This is a genomic window from Streptomyces globisporus, assembly GCF_003501885.1.
Taxonomy (GTDB): Bacteria; Actinomycetota; Actinomycetes; order Streptomycetales; family Streptomycetaceae; genus Streptomyces; species Streptomyces globisporus_D.
On the sequence record NZ_QWFA01000060.1, the window covers coordinates 1 to 18,109 of the forward strand.

General features: G+C 72.5%; 16 protein-coding genes and 2 pseudogenes. 12 read left to right on the forward strand and 6 right to left on the reverse strand.

The window, feature by feature from the left end:
- The 4 genes and pseudogenes from D3105_RS13735 to D3105_RS13750 form a co-directional block, all read left to right on the forward strand.
- Positions 1 to 464: pseudogene (locus D3105_RS13735) on the forward strand (cobyric acid synthase); the annotation flags it as partial.
- A complete protein-coding gene (locus tag D3105_RS13740) occupies positions 461 to 2,488 on the forward strand; it encodes a putative cobaltochelatase (protein WP_118903514.1) in 2,028 nt (675 codons plus the stop codon). The pseudogene D3105_RS13735 and the gene D3105_RS13740, both read left to right, overlap by 4 nt.
- Positions 2,488 to 3,087, forward strand: a complete 600-nt coding sequence (gene cobO, locus D3105_RS13745; protein WP_118903515.1) for a cob(I)yrinic acid a,c-diamide adenosyltransferase — start codon at positions 2,488 to 2,490, stop codon at positions 3,085 to 3,087. Before D3105_RS13740 ends, cobO begins: the two co-directional genes overlap by 1 nt.
- Positions 3,081 to 4,442, forward strand: coding sequence for a cobyrinate a,c-diamide synthase (locus tag D3105_RS13750; RefSeq protein ID WP_118903516.1), 1,362 nt, complete (start codon positions 3,081 to 3,083; stop codon positions 4,440 to 4,442). Before cobO ends, D3105_RS13750 begins: the two co-directional genes overlap by 7 nt.
- 107 nt (positions 4,443 to 4,549) lie before the next feature.
- Here D3105_RS13750 and D3105_RS13755 read toward each other — a convergent pair whose 3' ends face one another.
- On the reverse strand, positions 4,550 to 5,284 hold the full coding sequence (locus D3105_RS13755) for a ZIP family metal transporter (protein ID WP_118903517.1): 735 nt from the start codon (positions 5,282 to 5,284) through the stop codon (positions 4,550 to 4,552).
- A gap of 167 nt (positions 5,285 to 5,451) precedes the next feature.
- Between D3105_RS13755 and cobC the strand changes: the two genes are divergently transcribed.
- Positions 5,452 to 7,065, forward strand: coding sequence for an Rv2231c family pyridoxal phosphate-dependent protein CobC (cobC, locus tag D3105_RS13760; RefSeq protein ID WP_118903518.1), 1,614 nt, complete (start codon positions 5,452 to 5,454; stop codon positions 7,063 to 7,065).
- A gap of 86 nt (positions 7,066 to 7,151) precedes the next feature.
- Here the strand turns inward: cobC and D3105_RS13765 are convergent, their stop codons facing one another.
- Complete coding sequence (locus D3105_RS13765) at positions 7,152 to 8,105, reverse strand: SCO1860 family LAETG-anchored protein (RefSeq protein WP_118903519.1); 954 nt, start codon at positions 8,103 to 8,105, stop codon at positions 7,152 to 7,154.
- Positions 8,106 to 8,408: 303 nt separating this feature from the next.
- Positions 8,409 to 9,485, reverse strand: coding sequence for an amidohydrolase family protein (locus D3105_RS13770; protein WP_118903520.1), 1,077 nt, complete (start codon positions 9,483 to 9,485; stop codon positions 8,409 to 8,411).
- A 148-nt stretch (positions 9,486 to 9,633) separates the two neighbouring features.
- On the opposite strand from D3105_RS13770, the gene D3105_RS13775 reads away from it, so the two are divergent.
- From D3105_RS13775 to D3105_RS13800, 6 genes are all read left to right on the forward strand, one after another.
- Complete coding sequence (locus D3105_RS13775; protein WP_118903521.1) at positions 9,634 to 10,740, forward strand: pyridoxal-phosphate-dependent aminotransferase family protein; 1,107 nt, start codon at positions 9,634 to 9,636, stop codon at positions 10,738 to 10,740.
- A 311-nt stretch (positions 10,741 to 11,051) separates the two neighbouring features.
- Complete coding sequence (ectA, locus tag D3105_RS13780) at positions 11,052 to 11,582, forward strand: diaminobutyrate acetyltransferase (protein ID WP_118903522.1); 531 nt, start codon at positions 11,052 to 11,054, stop codon at positions 11,580 to 11,582.
- 173 nt (positions 11,583 to 11,755) lie between these two features.
- On the forward strand, positions 11,756 to 13,018 hold the full coding sequence (gene ectB, locus D3105_RS13785) for a diaminobutyrate--2-oxoglutarate transaminase (RefSeq protein ID WP_118903523.1): 1,263 nt from the start codon (positions 11,756 to 11,758) through the stop codon (positions 13,016 to 13,018).
- Positions 13,019 to 13,107: 89 nt separating this feature from the next.
- Positions 13,108 to 13,506, forward strand: a complete 399-nt coding sequence (locus D3105_RS13790) for an ectoine synthase (protein WP_006123624.1) — start codon at positions 13,108 to 13,110, stop codon at positions 13,504 to 13,506.
- A 3-nt stretch (positions 13,507 to 13,509) separates the two neighbouring features.
- On the forward strand, positions 13,510 to 14,403 hold the full coding sequence (thpD, locus tag D3105_RS13795; RefSeq protein WP_118903524.1) for an ectoine hydroxylase: 894 nt from the start codon (positions 13,510 to 13,512) through the stop codon (positions 14,401 to 14,403).
- A gap of 101 nt (positions 14,404 to 14,504) precedes the next feature.
- Positions 14,505 to 15,539, forward strand: a complete 1,035-nt coding sequence (locus D3105_RS13800) for a VOC family protein (protein ID WP_118903525.1) — start codon at positions 14,505 to 14,507, stop codon at positions 15,537 to 15,539.
- Here the strand turns inward: D3105_RS13800 and D3105_RS35310 are convergent.
- From D3105_RS35310 to D3105_RS13815, 3 genes and pseudogenes are all read right to left on the reverse strand, one after another.
- Positions 15,518 to 15,630, reverse strand: a pseudogene (locus D3105_RS35310) (alkene reductase); the annotation flags it as partial. The gene D3105_RS13800 and the pseudogene D3105_RS35310 overlap by 22 nt on opposite strands.
- A gap of 62 nt (positions 15,631 to 15,692) precedes the next feature.
- Positions 15,693 to 16,751, reverse strand: coding sequence for an aminotransferase class V-fold PLP-dependent enzyme (locus D3105_RS13810; RefSeq protein ID WP_118903526.1), 1,059 nt, complete (start codon positions 16,749 to 16,751; stop codon positions 15,693 to 15,695).
- A gap of 102 nt (positions 16,752 to 16,853) precedes the next feature.
- Positions 16,854 to 17,570, reverse strand: a complete 717-nt coding sequence (locus D3105_RS13815; RefSeq protein WP_118903527.1) for a DsbA family oxidoreductase — start codon at positions 17,568 to 17,570, stop codon at positions 16,854 to 16,856.
- A 146-nt stretch (positions 17,571 to 17,716) separates the two neighbouring features.
- On the opposite strand from D3105_RS13815, the gene D3105_RS13820 reads away from it, so the two are divergent.
- Entirely contained in the window at positions 17,717 to 18,100 is a 384-nt protein-coding gene (locus tag D3105_RS13820) for a VOC family protein (RefSeq protein ID WP_118903528.1), read from the forward strand.
- The last annotated feature ends 9 nt before the right edge of the window (positions 18,101 to 18,109 follow it).

Sequence of the window (18,109 nt, forward strand, 5' to 3'; positions counted from 1 at the left end):
TGGCCGACGTACGGGGCGGGGAGCCGTTCCTGGACGGGTGCCGGGTGGGGGCGGTGTGGGGGACTCACTGGCACGGGTCGCTGGAGAGCGACGGTTTCCGGCGGCGGTTCCTGGTGGAGGTGGCCCGGGCCGCCGGGCGGCGGTTCGTGCCTGCGCCGGACACGAGTTTCGGGGTGCTGCGGGAGGAGCAGCTGGATCGGCTCGGGGATCTGGTGGAGGAGCATGCGGACACGGATGCGTTGTGGGGGTTGATCGAGGGCGGGGCGCCGCGCGGGTTGCCGTTCGTGCCGCCGGGGGCGCCGGCGTTGGGTGCGGGTGCTCCGGAGAGCCGGGGCGCTGCCCCGGACCCCGCTCCTCAATCGCCGGAGGGGCTTGAAGTGAGTCGCCCGGAGACGCAAGGGAAAGCCCCAAGACCCCAGGGGCCCGATGGTGCTGATGTTCATGTCGACGAGGAGGCCTTGTGAGTACGCCTTATCCCTTCACCGCGATCGTCGGGCAGGACGACCTGCGGCTCGGGCTCTTGCTGAATGCCGTCAGTCCGGCCGTCGGCGGGGTGCTCGTGCGGGGTGAGAAAGGGACCGCCAAGTCCACCGCCGTGCGGGCGCTCGCCGCGCTGATGCCCGAGGTCCCCGTCGTGCCCGGGTGCCGGTTCTCCTGTGATCCGGTTTCGCCCGATCCGGCGTGTCCCGACGGGCCGCACGCGGAGGCGGCCGGTGTGTCGCGTCCGGCGCGGACCGTGGAGCTGCCCGTCGGGGCGTCCGAGGACCGGCTTGTGGGGGCGTTGGACATCGAGCGGGCGCTCTCGGAGGGCGTGAAGGCGTTCGAGCCGGGGCTGCTGGCCGACGCGCACCGCGGGATCCTGTACGTCGACGAGGTCAACCTCCTCCACGACCACCTGGTGGACCTGCTGCTGGACGCGGCGGCCATGGGTGCCTCGTACGTCGAGCGCGAGGGCGTCTCCGTACGGCATGCGGCGCGGTTCCTGCTGGTCGGGACGATGAACCCGGAAGAGGGCGAGCTGCGGCCGCAGTTGCTGGACCGGTTCGGGTTGACCGTGGAGGTCTCCGCGTCCCGGGACACCGACGAGCGGGTCGAGGTCGTGCGGCGCCGACTCGCGTACGACGACGACCCCGAGGGGTTCGCCGCGCGCTGGGCCGAGGAGGAGGGCGCCCTGCGCGAGCGGATCGCCGCCGCGCGCGTCCTGCTGCCCCGGGTCGTGCTGAGCGACGGCGTGTTGCGGCAGATCGCGGCCACCTGCGCCGCGTTCGAGGTCGACGGGATGCGGGCCGACATCGTGATGGCCCGTACCGCCACTGCGCTCGCCGCCTGGGCGGGCCGCGAGGAGGTCACCGCCGACGACGTACGGCAGGCGGCCCTGCTGGCGCTCCCCCACCGGCGGCGGCGCAACCCGTTCGACGCGCCGGGCCTCGACGAGGACAAGCTCGACCAGACCCTGGACGAGGCCGGCCCCCAGGACGACGACGATGACCCCGACCCCGGGCCCGATGGCGGCGGAGACGGTGGTGGGGGCGGGGGTGTGCCTCCTCAGGCCGATGGCGAGGACCGTACGACGCCCGAGGGTGCGGAGGGCGACTCGGCGTCCCCGGCCCCCGAGGGCGCGCCCGACGCGCCCGGCCGGCCCGCCGGGGGCGAGCAGCAGCCCGTGGCCGCCGCCGAGCCGTTCCGGACGAAGATGCTCAGCGTGCCGGGGCTCGGCGAAGGTGCCGCGGGGCGGCGCTCCCGGGCCCGTACCGAGCATGGGCGTACCACCGGCGCGCGGCGGCCCGAGGGGGCGCTGACCAAGCTGCATCTGGCCGCTACCGTGCAGGCCGCCGCACCGCACCAGCGTGCGCGCGGGCGTGCCGGGCGCGGGCTCGTGGTGCGGCGGGACGATCTGCGGCAGGCGACCCGGGAGGGGCGTGAGGGCAACCTCGTGCTGTTCGTCGTGGACGCCTCCGGGTCGATGGCGGCCCGGCAGCGGATGAGCGCGGTCAAGGGGGCCGTGCTGTCGCTGCTGCTCGACGCCTACCAGCGGCGGGACAAGGTCGGCCTGGTGACCTTCCGGGGCAAGGAGGCCGACGTGGCGCTGCCGCCGACCTCGTCCGTGGACGCGGCCGCCGCCCGGCTGGAGTCGCTGCCGACGGGCGGCCGCACGCCGCTGGCCGCCGGGCTGCTGAAGGCCCATGACGTGCTGCGGGTGGAGCGGCTGCGCGATCCGTCGCGGCGGCCCCTGCTCGTCGTCGTCACGGACGGGCGGGCCACCGGTGGGCCGGAGCCCGTGGCGCTCGCAGGGCGGGCCGGGCGGCTGCACCGCTCGGAGGGGACGGCCTCGGTCGTCGTGGACTGCGAGTCGGGGTACGTACGCCTCGGTCTCGCCGGGGAGTTGGCCCGGGAGTTGGGAGGCACCGCCGTCACGCTCGACGAGCTGCGGGCCGACTCGATCGCCGGGCTCGTCAAGGACGTCACCGCAGCCGGGAGGGCCGCTTAATGCCGCAGGGACAGCCGACCACCGTGCCGGACGACGGGCTCACCACCCGTCAGCGGCGCAACCGCCCGCTCCTGTTCGTCCACACGGGCATGGGCAAGGGCAAGTCGACCGCCGCGTTCGGGCTCGCGCTGCGGGCCTGGAACCAGGGGTGGCCGATCGGGGTGTTCCAGTTCGTGAAGTCGGCGAAGTGGAAGGTCGGCGAGGAGAACGCGCTGAAGGTGCTGGGCGCGAGCGGCGAGGGCGGCACCGTCGACTGGCACAAGATGGGCGAGGGCTGGTCCTGGGTCCAGCGCGACGGCCAGCTCGACAACGAGGAGAAGGCCCGCGAGGGCTGGGAGCAGGTCAAGCGGGACCTGGCGGCGGAGACGTACAAGCTGTACGTGCTCGACGAGTTCGCCTATCCGCTGCACTGGGGCTGGATCGACACCGACGAGGTCGTCGAAGTCATGCGGAACCGGCCCGGCACCCAGCATGTGGTGATCACCGGCCGCAACGCGCCGGACGCCCTGATCGAGGCCGCCGACCTGGTGACCGACATGTCGAAGGTCAAGCACCCGATGGACGCGGGGCAGAAGGGCCAGAGGGGCATCGAGTGGTGAGTGTGCCTCGTCTGGTCATCGCCGCTCCGGCCTCCAACAGCGGCAAGACCACCGTCGCCACCGGTCTGATGGCCGCCTTCGCCGCGCGCGGGCTCGCCGTCTCGCCGCACAAGGTCGGCCCGGACTACATCGATCCGGGCTATCACTCCCTGGCGACGGGCCGCCCCGGCCGGAATCTCGACGCGTACATGTGCGGGACGGATCTCGTCGCCCCGCTGTTCGCGCACGGGTCGGCGGGGTGCGACCTCGCCGTGGTCGAGGGCGTGATGGGGCTGTACGACGGTGCCTCGGGCCAGGGGGAGCTGGCGTCGACCGCGCAGGTGGCGAAGCTGCTCAAGGCGCCCGTGGTGCTGGTGGTGGACGCCTCCTCGCAGTCCCGGTCCGTGGCGGCGCTGGTGCACGGGTTCGCCTCCTGGGACCCCCAGGTGCGGATCGGCGGGGTGATCCTGAACAAGGTGGCCTCGGACCGGCACGAGGCGCTGCTGCGGGACGCGCTGGACGAGTCGGGGCTGCCGGTGCTCGGGGTCATCCGGCGCGCCCCGCAGGTCGCGACGCCCTCGCGGCACCTGGGTCTGGTCCCGGTGGCCGAGCGGCAGAGCGACGCGGTGGACGCCGTACGGGCCATGGGGGAGCGGGTGCGCGCCGGGTGCGACCTGGACGCGCTGCTTGCGCTGGCGCGGACGGCGCCCGCGCTGGCGGACGAGCCGTGGGCACCGGCGTACGCCCCCGGGACCGGCGCCGAGAAGCCCGTCGTCGCCGTGGCAGGTGGGGCCGCGTTCACCTTCGCGTACGCGGAGCACGCCGAGCTGCTGACGGCGGCCGGCGCGGAGGTCGTGACCTTCGATCCGCTGCGGGACGAGAAACTGCCGGCGGGTACGGCGGGGCTCGTGATCGGCGGCGGGTTCCCGGAGATGTACGCCCCCGAGCTGTCGGCCAACGAGCCGTTGCGGCGGGCGGTCACGGACCTGGCCCTGAGCGGTGCGCCGGTGGCCGCCGAGTGCGCGGGGCTGCTGTATCTGGCCCGCGAGCTGGACGGTAGGCCGATGTGCGGGGTGCTGGACGCCGAGGCCCGGATGTCGGAGCGCCTCACGCTCGGCTACCGGCAGGCGGTGGCGGTCTCGGACAGCCCGCTGGCGGCGGCGGGGACCCGGGTGCGGGGTCATGAGTTCCACCGCACGGTGCTGGAGCCTGCGGCGGGGACCACGCCGGCCTGGGGCATGCACCAGCCGGAGCGACGGGTCGAGGGGTACGTCCAGCGCGGCGTGCACGCGAGCTACCTGCACACCCACTGGGCCGCGTCGCCCGAGGTGGCCCGGCGGTTCGTGGAGCACTGCCGGGCGTTTCCGGCGCGGTGAGCGGATCACCTCCGCCCGGCGTCGCGGACCGCGTATCGGCGGGCGCTTCCGGCCCGTTCGGCAGCGGCGCGTCCGGCGCACCGGGACGTCCGGGGCGTACGCGTGGCTCACTCGGCGATGCCGACGACCAGCCAGATGAAGCCCACGCCCCCGATGGTGCAGAGAAGGGTGGAGCGGGCGGGATGGGTGTGGTGCGCCTCGGGAAGGATCTCGGCAGCGGCCAGGTAGAGCAGGGCTCCGCCGAAGAAGCCGAGATAGCCGCCGAGCAGTTCCTCCGGAAGGGTGAACAGCAGCGTCGTCGCCGCGCCCACGACCGGTGCCACGGCGGCCGCGAACAGCATCAGGAGCGCTTTGCGGCGGGCGTTCCCGTACAGACTGGTGAGGGTGTACGTGTTGAATCCGTCGGCGAAGTCATGACTGATCACCGCCAGCGCGACGGCCACGCCCATGGAGCCGCTGACCTGGAAGGCAGCGCCGAGCGCGATGCCGTCCATCAGGCTGTGGCCGACCATCGCGGCGGCCGCCGTCAGCCCCACCTGCGGTACGCGGTCGCCGTGGTGCCCACCGCCCGCCCCGTGTGCCACCTGGCGTACGGAGAGCAGCCGCTCGACCAGATGGGCCACCAGGAAGCCGCCCACGAAGAGCAGCAGCGCCATCGGCACCCCGAACACCGGCTCGCCCGCCGCATCGATCGCCTCCGGCAGCAGGTCGAGGCCGACCACGCCGAGCATCAGCCCACCCGCGAGGCCGAGCACCAGATGGCGGCGGTCGGTGACACGTTGGGCGACCCAGCCGCCGGCCAGGGTCATCAGGAACGCGCCGAGCGCGACGAACACCGCCATGGGGCCTTGCTAGCCGATCGGGCCCCCTCCGCGCATCTCAGGGTGTCCTTACCGGTGGCGTTCCCGCCGCCCTTCCCCTCGCCCGGGCCCGTGCTTCGTATACGGAGCGGTCCCGCCCCCTTCCCCGTACCACCGAGACGTATGACCTGAAAGGCAGGACTCCGCCGATGACCGGAGCATCCGTCGGACCCGGACCGGAGTCCGGCGCCCGCAGTCTGGTGGTGGGGGTGGGCGCGCGCCGGGGCGCCTCGGGTGATGCGGTGTTCGCCCTGATCGAGGCGGTGTTGAGCGGGGCCGGGCTGGACCCGGCGGATGTGGCGGAGGTGGCCACGGTCGACGCCAAGGGGGACGAGCCGGGGATCGTGGGGGCGGCGGCCCGGCTCGGGGTGCCGGTGCGGACCCATCCGGCCGGGGCGCTGGCCGCGGTCCGGGTGCCGCACCCCTCGGGGGCGGTGGACGCGGCGGTGGGGACCCCGTCGGTCGCGGAGGCGGCCGCGCTGATCGATGCGGACGAACTGGTGGTGCCGAAGACCCGCGCCCCGGGCGGGAAGGCGGCGGAGAAGGGGGTGGCGACCTGTGCGGTGGCCCGCCGTTTTCCGGCCGCCGACGGGACTTTCGATGTTTCCGGCAGGAAAACTTCCACCTCACCGGTGACGGCAGGCTCCCGCCCGTTCACCATGGCTGCCATGAACCCCCCCACGCATCCCCCCATGCGGGACATCGAGAGCGCCGGGCCCGACCTGCGGCACCACGGCGACGCGGAGGTGCGCGGCGAGAATCTGACCGATCTCGCCGTGAACGTCCGCACCCACACCCCTCCCCCGTGGCTGCGCGAGCGGATAGCCGCGTCGCTCACCTCGCTGGCCGCCTATCCCGACGGGTCGTCCGCCCGGGCCGCGGTCGCCGGCCGGCACGGGCTGCCGGTGGAGCGGGTGCTGCTGACGGCGGGCGCGGCCGAGGCGTTCGTCCTGATCGCCCGGGCGCTTTTGGCCCGCCGCCCGGTCGTGGTGCACCCGCAGTTCACGGAGCCGGAGGCGGCGCTGCGGGCGGCCGGGCACGAGGTGGGGCGGGTCCTGCTGCGGGCCGAGGACGGCTTCCGGCTCGATCCGTCGGCGGTGCCCGAGGAGGCGGACCTCGTGGTGGTCGGCAATCCGACGAACCCGACGTCCGTGCTGCATCCGGCGGCCCTGCTGGAGAAGCTGGCGCGGCCGGGGCGGACGCTGGTGGTCGACGAGGCGTTCATGGACGTCGTGCCGGGCGAGCGCGAGGCGCTGTGCGACCGCACGGACATTCCGGGGCTCGTGGTGCTGCGCAGCCTCACCAAGACGTGGGGGCTCGCCGGGCTGCGGATCGGTTATGTGCTGGCCGAGCCGGAGACGGTGGCGCGGCTGGCCGAGGCGCAGCCGCTGTGGCCGGTGTCCACCCCGGCGCTGGCGGCGGCTGAGGCGTGCATGGAGCCGCGCGCGCTGGTGGAGGCCGCGGAGGCGGCGGACCGGATCACGGTGGACCGGGCCCATCTGCTCGCGGGGCTTGCGGAGTTCAGCGAGGTGGAGGTCGTCGAGGCGGCCCGGGGGCCGTTCGTGCTGGTGCGTCTGGAGCGGGCGGCGGAGGTCCGGGAGCGGCTGCGGCTGCTGGGCTTCGCGGCCCGCCGCGGCGATACGTTCCCGGGGCTCGGGCCGCGGTGGCTGCGGCTCGCGGTCCGCGACCGGGCCACGACCAATCGTTTCCTCCAGGCCCTGGACCAGGCCGTGCAGGCGCTGCCCGCGAGATCGGGGCGCTGAGCGGCCCCGCATGTGAGGGGCGGCGTCCTTCGTGCGAACGCCGCCCCCAACCCCCGTCATGCTGCTCCCGTCCCCCGTCGTACGGATCAGCTCTGGCCGCTGCTGCGCCTGCGCGCCAGCACCGTGGCGCCCGCGCCGACGGCGAGGAGGAGGGCCGCGCCGCCCGCGATGTACGGGGTGGTGGAGCTGCCGCCGGTCTCGGCGAGGTTGGCCTCGGTGGGGGCGGGGCCGGTGTCGGAGCCGGTCTGCGTCTTCACGTCGTCGCCCGTGGAGCCGCCGTCGGTCGAGCTCGGCTCCTCGGGCGTCTTCGGCTCCTCAGGGGTCTTCGGTGTCTTCGGGGTCTCGCAGGTCGCCTCGGCGAGGGTGACCTCGCCGTTGACCTCGGCGACGTTGAGCTTGAGCGGGTTGACCGCCACCTTGAGCCGGAGCGCCGTCGCGGCCGCCGTGCGCTCGGTGGTGACCGTCTTCGAGAGGTCGAGGGAGACCTCGCCGACGCCCGGCACCGCCACCTGGGTCGGGCCGCCCGCACTGAGCGTCACCTTCTTGCCGAGCACCTTGACGTGGCCGAGCACGTTCGATTCGGCGACGGGCTGCTTGCCCGTCTCGCAGACCGCCTCGGAGGTGGCCTTCTCGACCTCGATGAGCGAGAGCGCCGCGAGTCCGGGGACATGGATCCGGGCCTTCGCCAGGTTGGTGTACCCCTTGGCCTTGTGCTCGTCGACGGTCGCGTTGGCGGTGGCTACATCGGCGCGCAGCACGTTCACCGGGCGGCCCTCCACCCCGTCCAGGTTGACGGTCAGCGCGGTCTTCTCGGCGCTGGCCGGGGCCTGCACCTCGTTGAGCGTGACCTTGAGGGGCACCTGGACGGACTTGTTGAGGAGCGAGACGTCGAGCCCGGTACGGAGCACGACCGCGCTCGCCCTGCCCTCACCGCCGGTGGTGGGCGTCGCCGGGGCTGCGTGCGCGGGGACGGCGGCAAGCAGCGCGACGGGGGCGGCGGCGACCGCCACGGCGGCGAGACGGAAGGTGTTGCTGTTCAAGATGGTGGAACCCCCACAAGAGACATGGAGCCACCGGCACAGTCCAATGGGGGACATCGCCTGCGCCGGTGGCCTCGACTCCGTGAATCTTTACGCACTGAGGGTGAACTGGCGGATACCTGACGTGGGTTCACCCCAAAGGGAGGTTTCCGCGCGCATATTCGAATCTTTCGGCACGTGCGTTCCCTCCCGCCTCTCCCCGTCACCCGTTTCACGCGGCCGAGGCCGAGGTACGTGAACGGGCCGGGCTGTATCAACGAGCCGACGGCCCAGTCCGTCACTGCCCGTCAACACACCGCCAGGTCAGCCGATGACCCGCCCGTTCAGCACGATGTGCCGGGGCGCCGCCAGCACCCGGACGTCCGCACGCGGGTCCGCGTCGTACACGACCAGGTCCGCGGGAGCCCCCTCGTCGAGCCCGGGCCGGCCCAGCCAGCGCCTGGCCCCCCACGCGGTCGCGGAGAGGGCCTCCAGGGGCGGGATGCCCGCCTTGACCAGCTCGGCGACCTCGCCCGCGACCAGGCCGTGCGCCAGGGAGCCGCCCGCGTCGGTGCCGACGTAGACCGGGATCCCGGCGTCGTACGCGGAGCGCACGGTGTCGTAGCGGCGGTCGTACAGCCGCCGCATATGGGCCGACCAGCGGGGGAACTTGGCCTCGCCGCCCGCCGCGAGGTCGGGGAAGGTGGCGATGTTGACCAGCGTCGGGACGATCGCGACGCCGCGTTCGGCGAAGAGCGGGATGGTGTCCTCGGTGAGGCCGGTGGCGTGCTCGATGCAGTCGATGCCCGCCTCCACCAGATCGCGCAGCGACTCCTCGGCGAAACAGTGCGCGGTGACCCGGGCGCCCAGCCGGTGCGCCTCGGCGATGGCCGCCTCGACCTCGCCGCGCGGCCAGCAGGCGGTGAGGTCCCCGGCGTCGCGGTCGATCCAGTCCCCCACGAGCTTGACCCAGCCGTCGCCGCGCCGGGCCTCCCGGGCGACGTACGCGACGAGGTCGCCCGGCTCGATCTCGTGCGCGTAGTTACGGATGTAGCGGCGGGTCCTCGCGATGTGGCGCCCGGCCCTGATGATCTTCGGCAGGTCCTCGCGGTCGTCGATCCAGCGGGTGTCGGAGGGTGATCCGGCGTCCCGGATCAGCAGGGTCCCGGCCTCCCGGTCGGTGAGCGCCTGCTTCTCGGCGGTCGCCGCGTCGACCGGGCCGTGCCGGTCCAGGCCGACATGGCAGTGGGCGTCGACGAGGCCGGGCAGCGCCCAGCCCCTGACCGTCACCGCCTCGTCGGCGCCGGGCGGCCGCTCGTAGGTGATCCGCCCGTCCACGGCCCACAGTTCGTCCCGCACCTCGTCCGGGCCCACGAGCACCCGGCCCTTCACCCGCAGCACCGGCTGCTCCTCCCGCTCACGCACTCCGACCACCCGCCCGACCCCTCACCCGATCACTCATACGCGGCACTGTACGAGGCCTCCGACGGGCCGTCGGTAGGCTGCCAGTGCCTTTCGACCGACGGACGAACCCGAAGAGAGCCCCACCGTGACGCACCCCTTCCTCGACCTTCCCCCGCTGACCGCCGGCCACTTCGCGGCGATCGAGCGGCGCGTGGCCCGGCTCCTCGCCACGGAGCAGGACGTCGTCATCACCCAGGGCGAGGCGCTGCTGCCGCTGGAGGGCTGCATCCGCGGCGGCGCGCGGCCCGGCTCGACCGCGCTGAACGTGGTCACGGGCCCGTACGGGCAGACCTTCGGCAACTGGCTGCGGGACTGCGGTGCGCAGGTCGTCGACCTCGCGGTGCCCTTCCACACGGCGGTGACCGCCGACCAGGTCGCCGAGGCGCTCGCCGAGCACCCGGAGATCGACTTCGTGTCGCTGGTGCACGCGGAGGCGGCGACCGGCAACACCAACCCGGTCGCGGAGATCGGCGAGGTGGTCCGGGCGCACGGCGCGCTGTTCATGCTGGACGCGGTCGCCTCGGTGGGCGCCGAGCCGCTGCTGCCGGACGTCTGGGGCGTCGACCTGTGCGTGATCGGCGCGCAGAAGGCCATGGGCGGGCCCGCCGGGGTCTCCGCGGTGTCGGTGAGCGCGCGGGCCTGGGAGCGGATCGCCGCCAACCCGGCCGCCCCGCGTCGCTCCTACCTCTCGCTGCTGGACTGGAAGGAGCGCTGGATCGACGGCGGCCGCACGGCTCTGCCGCACGCCCCGGCGCAGCTGGAGATGCTGGGCCTGGAGGCGTGCGTGGCCCGGATCGAGGACGAGGGGCTGGAGACGGTGATGGCCCGCCACGCCTCGGCCGCCGCGGCGACCCGGGCCGGAGCGGTGGCGCTGGGCGGCGGTCTCGAGCCGTACGTCCACGCGGCGCGGGACGCGGCCCCGGTGGCGACGACGCTGCGCGCCCCGGCGGGGACGGACGCGGCCGCGCTGGTCGCCGCGGCACTGGCGGCGGACCCCGCGCTGCCGCTGGTCGCGGGCGGTGGGGCGCTGTCCAAGGAGATGATCCGGGTCAACCATTACGGGGCGGATGCGACGCGGGGCGCGGTGCTGTCCTCGCTCGCGGCTCTGGGGGCGGCGCTGACCGATGCGGGCCGGCAGGTCGATATCGAGGCTGCCCGGCGGGCTGTTTCGGAAACCTGGCCGAGCCGATAGATTAACCACCATGCGGGGAGCTGCTTTATCGAAAGCAGCTCCCCGCATTCTTTTGCCCGCTTTTCCGTAGCCTAAACGCGGCAGTTTTCACCGCGGATCGAACTTCATGATTCGGACACGTTCCCGGAGAGTTACGATGCTGTGACCGACTCCACACCGGCGGCGTTATGCCCGTTAAATTCGGGACAAATCGGTGGAAGTTCTACCCGGATCACGGGGCGGCTCGCGCACGCCTGATAACACATGGGCGCCCTTCACCCAACCCCTTGCGTCGATGCAATTTCGAAATTTGCTGGGTAAATTCAATTCGCATGACCGCCGCACCAGCAGATTTTGCCCGTGCCCGAAGTGAATTCCTCAGTATCGATGCGCCGCGAGTGGAGGACGGAGCCGCGATCTGGCGCATTGCCCGCGACTCCCAGGTCCTGGACCTGAACTCCTCGTACAGCTACCTGCTGTGGTGCCGTGACTTCGCCGCGACGTCCGTCGTCGCCCGTGGCGAGAGCGGCGAGCCCATCGCCTTCGTGACGGGCTACATCCGGCCCGACCGCCCCCAGACCCTCGTCGTCTGGCAGGTGGCCGTCGACTCGGCCCACCGCGGCAAGGGGCTGGCCGCGACCCTGCTGGACGCGCTGACCGCCCGGGTCGCCGCCGAGCAGGGCCTGTCGTCCGTGGAGACGACGATCACCCCGGACAACACCGCATCCGACCGGCTGTTCACGTCCTACGCCCAGCGGCACGACGTGGCCCTGGAGCAGGAGGTCCTCTTCGACGGCGACCTGTTCCCCGAGGGGACGCACCTGCCCGAGGTGCTCTACCGGATCGGCCCGTTCGCCACCTGAGCCCGCCCGGGCGTACCCGACCCGTACGCCCGCCGCCCGGCGCACCCGACCCGTGCGCCCGGTCCCCACGACTTTTCGCGTCGGCCGACCACCCGGCGCGGTCCCGGCCGCATCCGTGCGGCGGGGAGCACCAGACCACCGCCCGTCACACCCCCTCACGCAGGAGATCCGCTGTGACCATCACCCCGCCCGCACTGAGCGTCTTCGAGACCCTGGAGTCCGAGGTCCGGAGCTACTGCCGCGGCTGGCCCGCCGTCTTCGACCGTGCCCAGGGCGCCCGGCTGACCGACGAGGACGGCCACTCCTACCTGGACTTCTTCGCCGGGGCCGGCTCGCTCAACTACGGCCACAACAACCCGGTGCTGAAACGAGCGCTGATCGACTACATCGAGCGCGACGGCATCACCCACGGCCTGGACATGGCGACCACCGCCAAGCGCGCGTTCCTGGAGACGTTCCAGAACGTGATCCTGCGCCCGCGCGACCTGCCGTACAAGGTGATGTTCCCCGGCCCGACGGGCACCAACGCCGTCGAGTCGGCGCTGAAGCTGGCCCGTAAGGTCAAGGGTCGCGAGTCCGTCGTCTCGTTCACCAACGCCTTCCACGGCATGTCGCTGGGTTCGCTGGCCGTCACCGGCAACGCCTTCAAGCGCGCCGGGGCCGGGATCCCGCTGGTGCACGGCACCCCGATGCCGTTCGACAACTACTTCGACGGTCAGGTCCCGGACTTCCTGTGGTTCGAGCGGCTCCTGGAGGACCAGGGCTCCGGGCTGAACAAGCCCGCCGCGGTGATCGTGGAGACGGTCCAGGGCGAGGGCGGCATCAACGTCGCCCGCGCCGAGTGGCTGCGGGCGCTGCAGGAGCTGTGCGACCGCCAGGACATGCTGCTGATCGTCGACGACATCCAGATGGGCTGCGGTCGGACCGGCGGCTTCTTCTCCTTCGAGGAGGCCGGGATCACCCCGGACATCGTCACGCTGTCGAAGTCCATCAGCGGTTACGGGCTGCCGATGTCGCTGTGCCTGTTCAAGCCGGAGCTCGACATCTGGGAGCCGGGCGAGCACAACGGCACCTTCCGCGGCAACAACCCGGCCTTCGTCACGGCCGCCGCCGCGCTCCAGGCGTACTGGGCGGACGGCCAGATGGAGAAGCAGACCCTGGCCCGCGGCGAGCAGATCGAGCAGACGCTGCTGGCCATCTGCGCCGAGGAGCCGACCGCGCAGTTCCGCGGCCGGGGCCTGGTGTGGGGCATGGAGTTCGAGGACCCGGCGCGGGCCTCGGCGGTCTGCGCCCGCGCCTTCGAGCTGGGGCTCCTGCTGGAGACCTCCGGCCCGCAGAGCGAGGTCGTCAAGCTGCTGCCGCCGCTGACCATCACCCCAGAAGAGCTGGACGAGGGCCTGCGCACGCTGGCCCGCTCCGTCCGCGAGACGGCCTGACCCGGTACTGCCGGGGCAGGTGGAAGAAGAGAGGCCCCGGGTCGCGAGGCCCGGGGCCCGTGCAGAGAAGAGAAAGGCAACCGCTCACCGTGATCGTCCGATCGTTCAGTGACATCGAGAACACCGACCGGCATGTGAAGGCCGCGTCCGGCACCTGGGAGAGCAAGCGCATCGTGCTCGCCAAGGAGAAGGTGGGCTTCTCGCTCCACGAGACCGTGCTGTACGCGGGCACGGAGACCTCCATGTGGTACGCGAACCACATCGAGGCGGTGCTGTGCACCGAGGGCGAGGCCGAGCTCACCAACGACGAGACCGGCGAGAAGCACTGGATCACGCCCGGCACGATGTATCTGCTGGACGGACATGAGCGGCACACCATGCGGCCCAAGACCGACTTCCGCTGCGTGTGCGTCTTCAATCCCCCCGTCACCGGACGGGAGGACCATGACGAGAACGGTGTCTACCCACTGCTGACCGAGGAGGGCTGAACCATGACCACCGAAGTACGCGCCGATCTGTACCCCTCGCGCGGCGCCGCCGAGATGACCACTCCCCGCCAGGACCCGGTCATCTGGTCCGCGCCGGGCGCACCGGGTCCGATCGCCGCCAAGGACCTCCAGAGCTACGAGCACGACGGTTTCCTCAGCATCGAGCAGCTGATCACGCCGGACGAGGTCGCCGTCTACCGGGCGGAGCTGGACCGGCTGGTCTCCGACCCGCTGATCCGTGCCGACGAGCGCTCCATCGTGGAGAAGCAGTCGCAGAACGTGCGGTCCGTCTTCGAGGTCCACAAGATCAGTGAGGTCTTCGCCGGGCTGGTCCGCGACGAGCGGGTGGTGGGCCGGGCCCGCCAGATCCTCGGCTCGGACGTGTACGTCCACCAGTCCCGGATCAATGTGAAGCCGGGCTTCGGCGCCTCGGGCTTCTACTGGCACTCGGACTTCGAGACGTGGCACGCGGAGGACGGTCTGCCGAACATGCGGACGGTGTCCGTGTCGATCGCGCTGACGGAGAACTTCGACACCAACGGCGGGCTGATGATCATGCCGGGTTCGCACAAGTCGTTCCTCGGCTGTGCGGGCGAGACGCCGAAGGACAACTACAAGAAGTCGCTCCAGATGCAGGACGCCGGTACCCCGTCCGACGAGGCGCTGACGAAGATGGCCGACCGCCACGGCATCAAGCTCTTCACGGGCAAGGCCGGTTCGGCGACCTGGTTCGACTGCAACGCCATGCACGGGTCGGGCGACAACATCACCCCGTACGCGCGCAGCAACGTCTTCATCGTCTTCAACAGCGTGGAGAACGCGGCGCAGGAGCCCTTCGCGGCTCCGATCCGCCGTCCCGAGTTCATCGGGGCACGGGACTTCACCCCGGTGAAGTAGCGCGACGCGCAGACGGAAGGGGCCGGGACGGTACGCCGTCCCGGCCCCTTCGCGCGTAACTCGCTGGACCGGGGCCCGAGTCGGCGGAGAGGGTGTCCGCCATGAGTTCCTACGTACGCCACATCACGATCGACTGTTCCGACGCCTACGCGCTGGGCACCTTCTGGGCCCAGGTGCTCGGCGCCCGGATCTCCGACGAGGACCTTCCCGGTGATCCGGAGGCGCTGGTGGAGACGCCCGGCGCGGCGATCCTCTTCGTACAGGTGGATGAGCCCAAACAGACCAAGAACCGCGTCCATCTCGACATCCAGCCGCACGACCGCTCCCGCGACGAGGAGGTCGAGAGGCTGCTCGCGCTCGGCGCGACCCTCGTCGGCGACCACCGCAGGCCGAACGGGCGCGGCTGGGCGACGCTCGCCGACCCCGAGGGCAACGAGTTCTGCGTGGAGTGCAGCGCGGCCGAGCGGGCGGCGCTGAGCGGGACCCGGCTGCCGGTGACCGCCGACGACGTGACGACCGCCGTGCGGCTCGCGGTGGACACGCTGGCGAAGGCCCCGGCGGACCGCTGGGAGGCCAGGGCCGGTTCGCTGGAGTGGACCTGCTGGGAGACGGCGGAGCACCTGGGCGACGATCTCGTCTCGTACGCCGTGCGGTTGGGCCCGCGTACGCCTCCGATGGAGCAGAACCTCCCCTTCCGGTGGACCTCCGAACGGCCGGGCGGCCAGGAAGGTCTGCTCTTCGTCGACCGGTCGGCCGGGCCCGCCGGGCTGCTGGCGACGGTGGAGGCGCGCGGGGCGCTGCTGGCCTCGATGGTGCGGACGACGCCGCCCGAGGTGCGCGCGTACCACGTCTACAGCGTCTCGGACCCGGAGGGCTTCGCCGCGATGGGGGTGGTGGAGACCCTGGTGCACACCCATGACATCGCGGAGGGGCTGGGGCTGACGTGGGCGCCGCCCGCCGCGCTCTGCGACCGGGCGCTGGCCCGGCTCTTCCCGGACGCGCCGGCGGGAGGCGACCGGTGGGCCGTCCTGCTGTGGGCCACCGGCCGCGCCGAACTGCCGGGCCACCCGCGCCGCACCGCGTGGCGGTGGGACGGGCGGCCCCTGGAGGATCGGACGGCGTCGAGCGCCGGGTAGTCGGTGCAGCCCTTGGCGTCGCCGCCGAAGAAGAGCGACGGGTCGGGGTGTTGAACGGGCCGCCCGCCTTCAGCCGGGCGGGCAGGTCCGGCGCGGGCGCGGCGGGCCCGTCAGCCACGCCGTACCCGTACGGCCCGAGCCGCGTTCGTGCGCTCAGGTCAGGAAGTCCAGCAGCCGGTCCACATCGGCCTCGGTGTTGTAGAGGTGGCAGGAGATCCGCAGATTCCCGGCCGGGGCGGAGACGGCGATCTGGGCCTCCACCAGTTCGGGCTGACGTCCGTCGAGCCCCGGTACGGCGACGATCGCCGACTCCCCGGGAACGGGCTTGTGCCCGAGGGCCGCCAACCCCGTCCGCAGCCGGGCGGCGAGCCCGGTGGCGTGCGCGTACAGGGCGTCGGCGCCGACCTCCGCGAGCAGGGCGAGGGAGTGCTCGGCCCCGTGGTACGAGAGGAAGGCGGGCGGCTCGTCGAAGCCCCGGGCGGTGGGGGCGAGGCGCTCCAGCGGGCCGTAGTTGCTCGTCCAGGGGGCGCCCGCGGAGACCCAGCCCGCGAAGAGGGCGGGCAGGGTGTCCTGCGCCTCTTCGGTGACGGTCAGGAACGACGTACCGCGCGGGCAGAGCAGGAACTTGAAGCCGCCGGTGACGGTGTAGTCGTACGCCCCGGCGTCCACCGGGAACCAGCCCGCAGCCTGGGTGGCGTCCAGCAGGGTGCGGGCCCCGTGCGCCGCGGCGGCGGCCCGGACGGCGGCGAGGTCGGCGACCCGGCCGTCGGCCGACTGCACGGCGGAGAAGGCGACCAGCGCGGTCGATGCCCGGACGGCCCCGGCGAGGTCCGCGAGCGGCGCGTACCGCATGCGCAGATCACCGCGGAGCGCGAACGGGCTGACGACGGAGGAGAACTCGCCCTCGGGGCAGAGGACTTCGGCGCCGGGCGGCAGCGAGGCGGCGATCAGGCCGACATGGACGGTGACGGAGCTGCCGGTGGCGACCCGGTCCGGGTGGACCCCGACGAGCCGGGCGAAGCCGACCCGGGCGGCCTCCACGGCCTCGAAGCTGCCTGCCCCCACCCGGCGGCCCGCGGCGTTCTCGTCGGCCAGGGCCTTGACGGCGGCGATCGTCCGGCGGGGCAGCAGGCCCCAGCTGGAGGTGTTGAGGTAGGTGACCTCGGGGGCGAATTCGACGGCTGCGGCTTGGATGGGCGCGAGGATCGTCATGCGTCCACCCTGGTGCCCCCTCAACCCAAAGTCAATTGCGGATAGCTAAGGGGAACTCCAAAGAAATACTTATGGATCGCGGGCGACGCGACCTCCAGAGGCTCAGCTCTGCGGAACCTCGCAGGACCCGTCCGCGTCACAGGCAGCCGCGTCCCCGCCGACGGTGGTCAGCGCGGTGGCGGGGCGGTCCTTCCAGGCCTGCTCCAGCGCCTGGACGAAGACCTCGGAGGGCTGGCCGCCGGAGATGCCGTACCGCCGGTCGAGGACGAAGAACGGCACGGCGTTGGCGCCCAGTTCGGCCGCCTCCCGCTCGTCGGTGCGGACGTCGTCCGCGTACGCCTCGGGGTCGGCGAGCACCGCGCGGGCCTCGGCGGCGTCGAGCCCGGCCTCCTCGGCGAGGGCGACCAGCACCTCGTCGTCGAAGACGGAGCGCTCCTCGGCGAAGTTCGCCCGGTAGGCGAGGGTGAGCAGCTCGTCCTGGCGGCCCCGGGCCTTGGCCAGGTGCAGCAGCCGGTGGATGTCGAAGGTGTTGCCGTGGTCACGGCCCTCGGTGCGGTAGCCGAGCCCCTCGGACTGCGCGTTGGCGGCGACGTTCGCCTCCATCGCGGCGGCCTCCTCGCGGCTGCGGCCGTACTTCTCGGCCAGCATGTCGATCACGAGCGCGGTGTCGCCCTTGGCCCGGGAGGGGTCGAGCTCGAAGGACCGGTGCACCACCTCGACCTCGTCCCGGTGGGCGAACTCCGCGAGGCCCTTCTCGAAACGGGCCTTGCCGATGTAGCACCACGGGCAGGCGATGTCGCTCCAGATCTCGACGCGCATGACTCTTCTTCTCTCCAAGGCTCACGGGGGGCGTGCGGAGAGGCCCTCCGTACGTCACGTCTCCGTACGAACACCGAACCTGACCTGGTGATTCCCGCGCCGCGACCCGCTGGCGCCCGGAGCCGAAATCGGGAAAGCTCGCGCGCATGGTCTCAGTGGTGCAGAACGTGGCGATCGACTGTGTGAACGCGTATGAGCTGGCGCGGTTCTGGAGCGAGGTGACCGGTCGTCCGCTGCATCCGGAGGACGAACCGGGCATGGCGGAGACACAGGTGATGATGGCGGAGGGCCCGATGCTCTATTTCCATCAGGTCCCCGAGGCCAAGAAGGGCAAGAACCGGCTCCATCTGTGTCTGCGCCCTCAGACCTCGCGCGAGGAGGAGGTGGAGCGGCTGCTGGCCCTGGGCGCCACGCTCGTCGCCGATCTCCGGAACCCGGACGGCTCCGGCTGGGCGGTGCTCGCCGATCCCGAGGGCAACGAGTTCTGTGTTCTGCGCAGCGAGTCCGACCGGGCGGCGACGGCTTCCTGACGCTCTCCG

What these genes read in the sequence shown, in the direction of transcription:
- cobO (WP_118903515.1), top strand. Translation starts at nt 2,488, where the DNA reads ATGCCGCAGGGACAGCCGACCACCGTGCCGGACGACGGGCTCACCACC.
- D3105_RS13755 (WP_118903517.1), bottom strand. Translation starts at nt 5,284, where the DNA reads ATGGCGGTGTTCGTCGCGCTCGGCGCGTTCCTGATGACCCTGGCCGGC.
- cobC (WP_118903518.1), top strand. Translation starts at nt 5,452, where the DNA reads ATGACCGGAGCATCCGTCGGACCCGGACCGGAGTCCGGCGCCCGCAGT.
- ectA (WP_118903522.1), top strand. Translation starts at nt 11,052, where the DNA reads ATGACCGCCGCACCAGCAGATTTTGCCCGTGCCCGAAGTGAATTCCTC.
- thpD (WP_118903524.1), top strand. Translation starts at nt 13,510, where the DNA reads ATGACCACCGAAGTACGCGCCGATCTGTACCCCTCGCGCGGCGCCGCC.
- D3105_RS13800 (WP_118903525.1), top strand. Translation starts at nt 14,505, where the DNA reads ATGAGTTCCTACGTACGCCACATCACGATCGACTGTTCCGACGCCTAC.
- D3105_RS13810 (WP_118903526.1), bottom strand. Translation starts at nt 16,751, where the DNA reads ATGACGATCCTCGCGCCCATCCAAGCCGCAGCCGTCGAATTCGCCCCC.
- D3105_RS13815 (WP_118903527.1), bottom strand. Translation starts at nt 17,570, where the DNA reads ATGCGCGTCGAGATCTGGAGCGACATCGCCTGCCCGTGGTGCTACATC.
- D3105_RS13820 (WP_118903528.1), top strand. Translation starts at nt 17,717, where the DNA reads ATGGTCTCAGTGGTGCAGAACGTGGCGATCGACTGTGTGAACGCGTAT.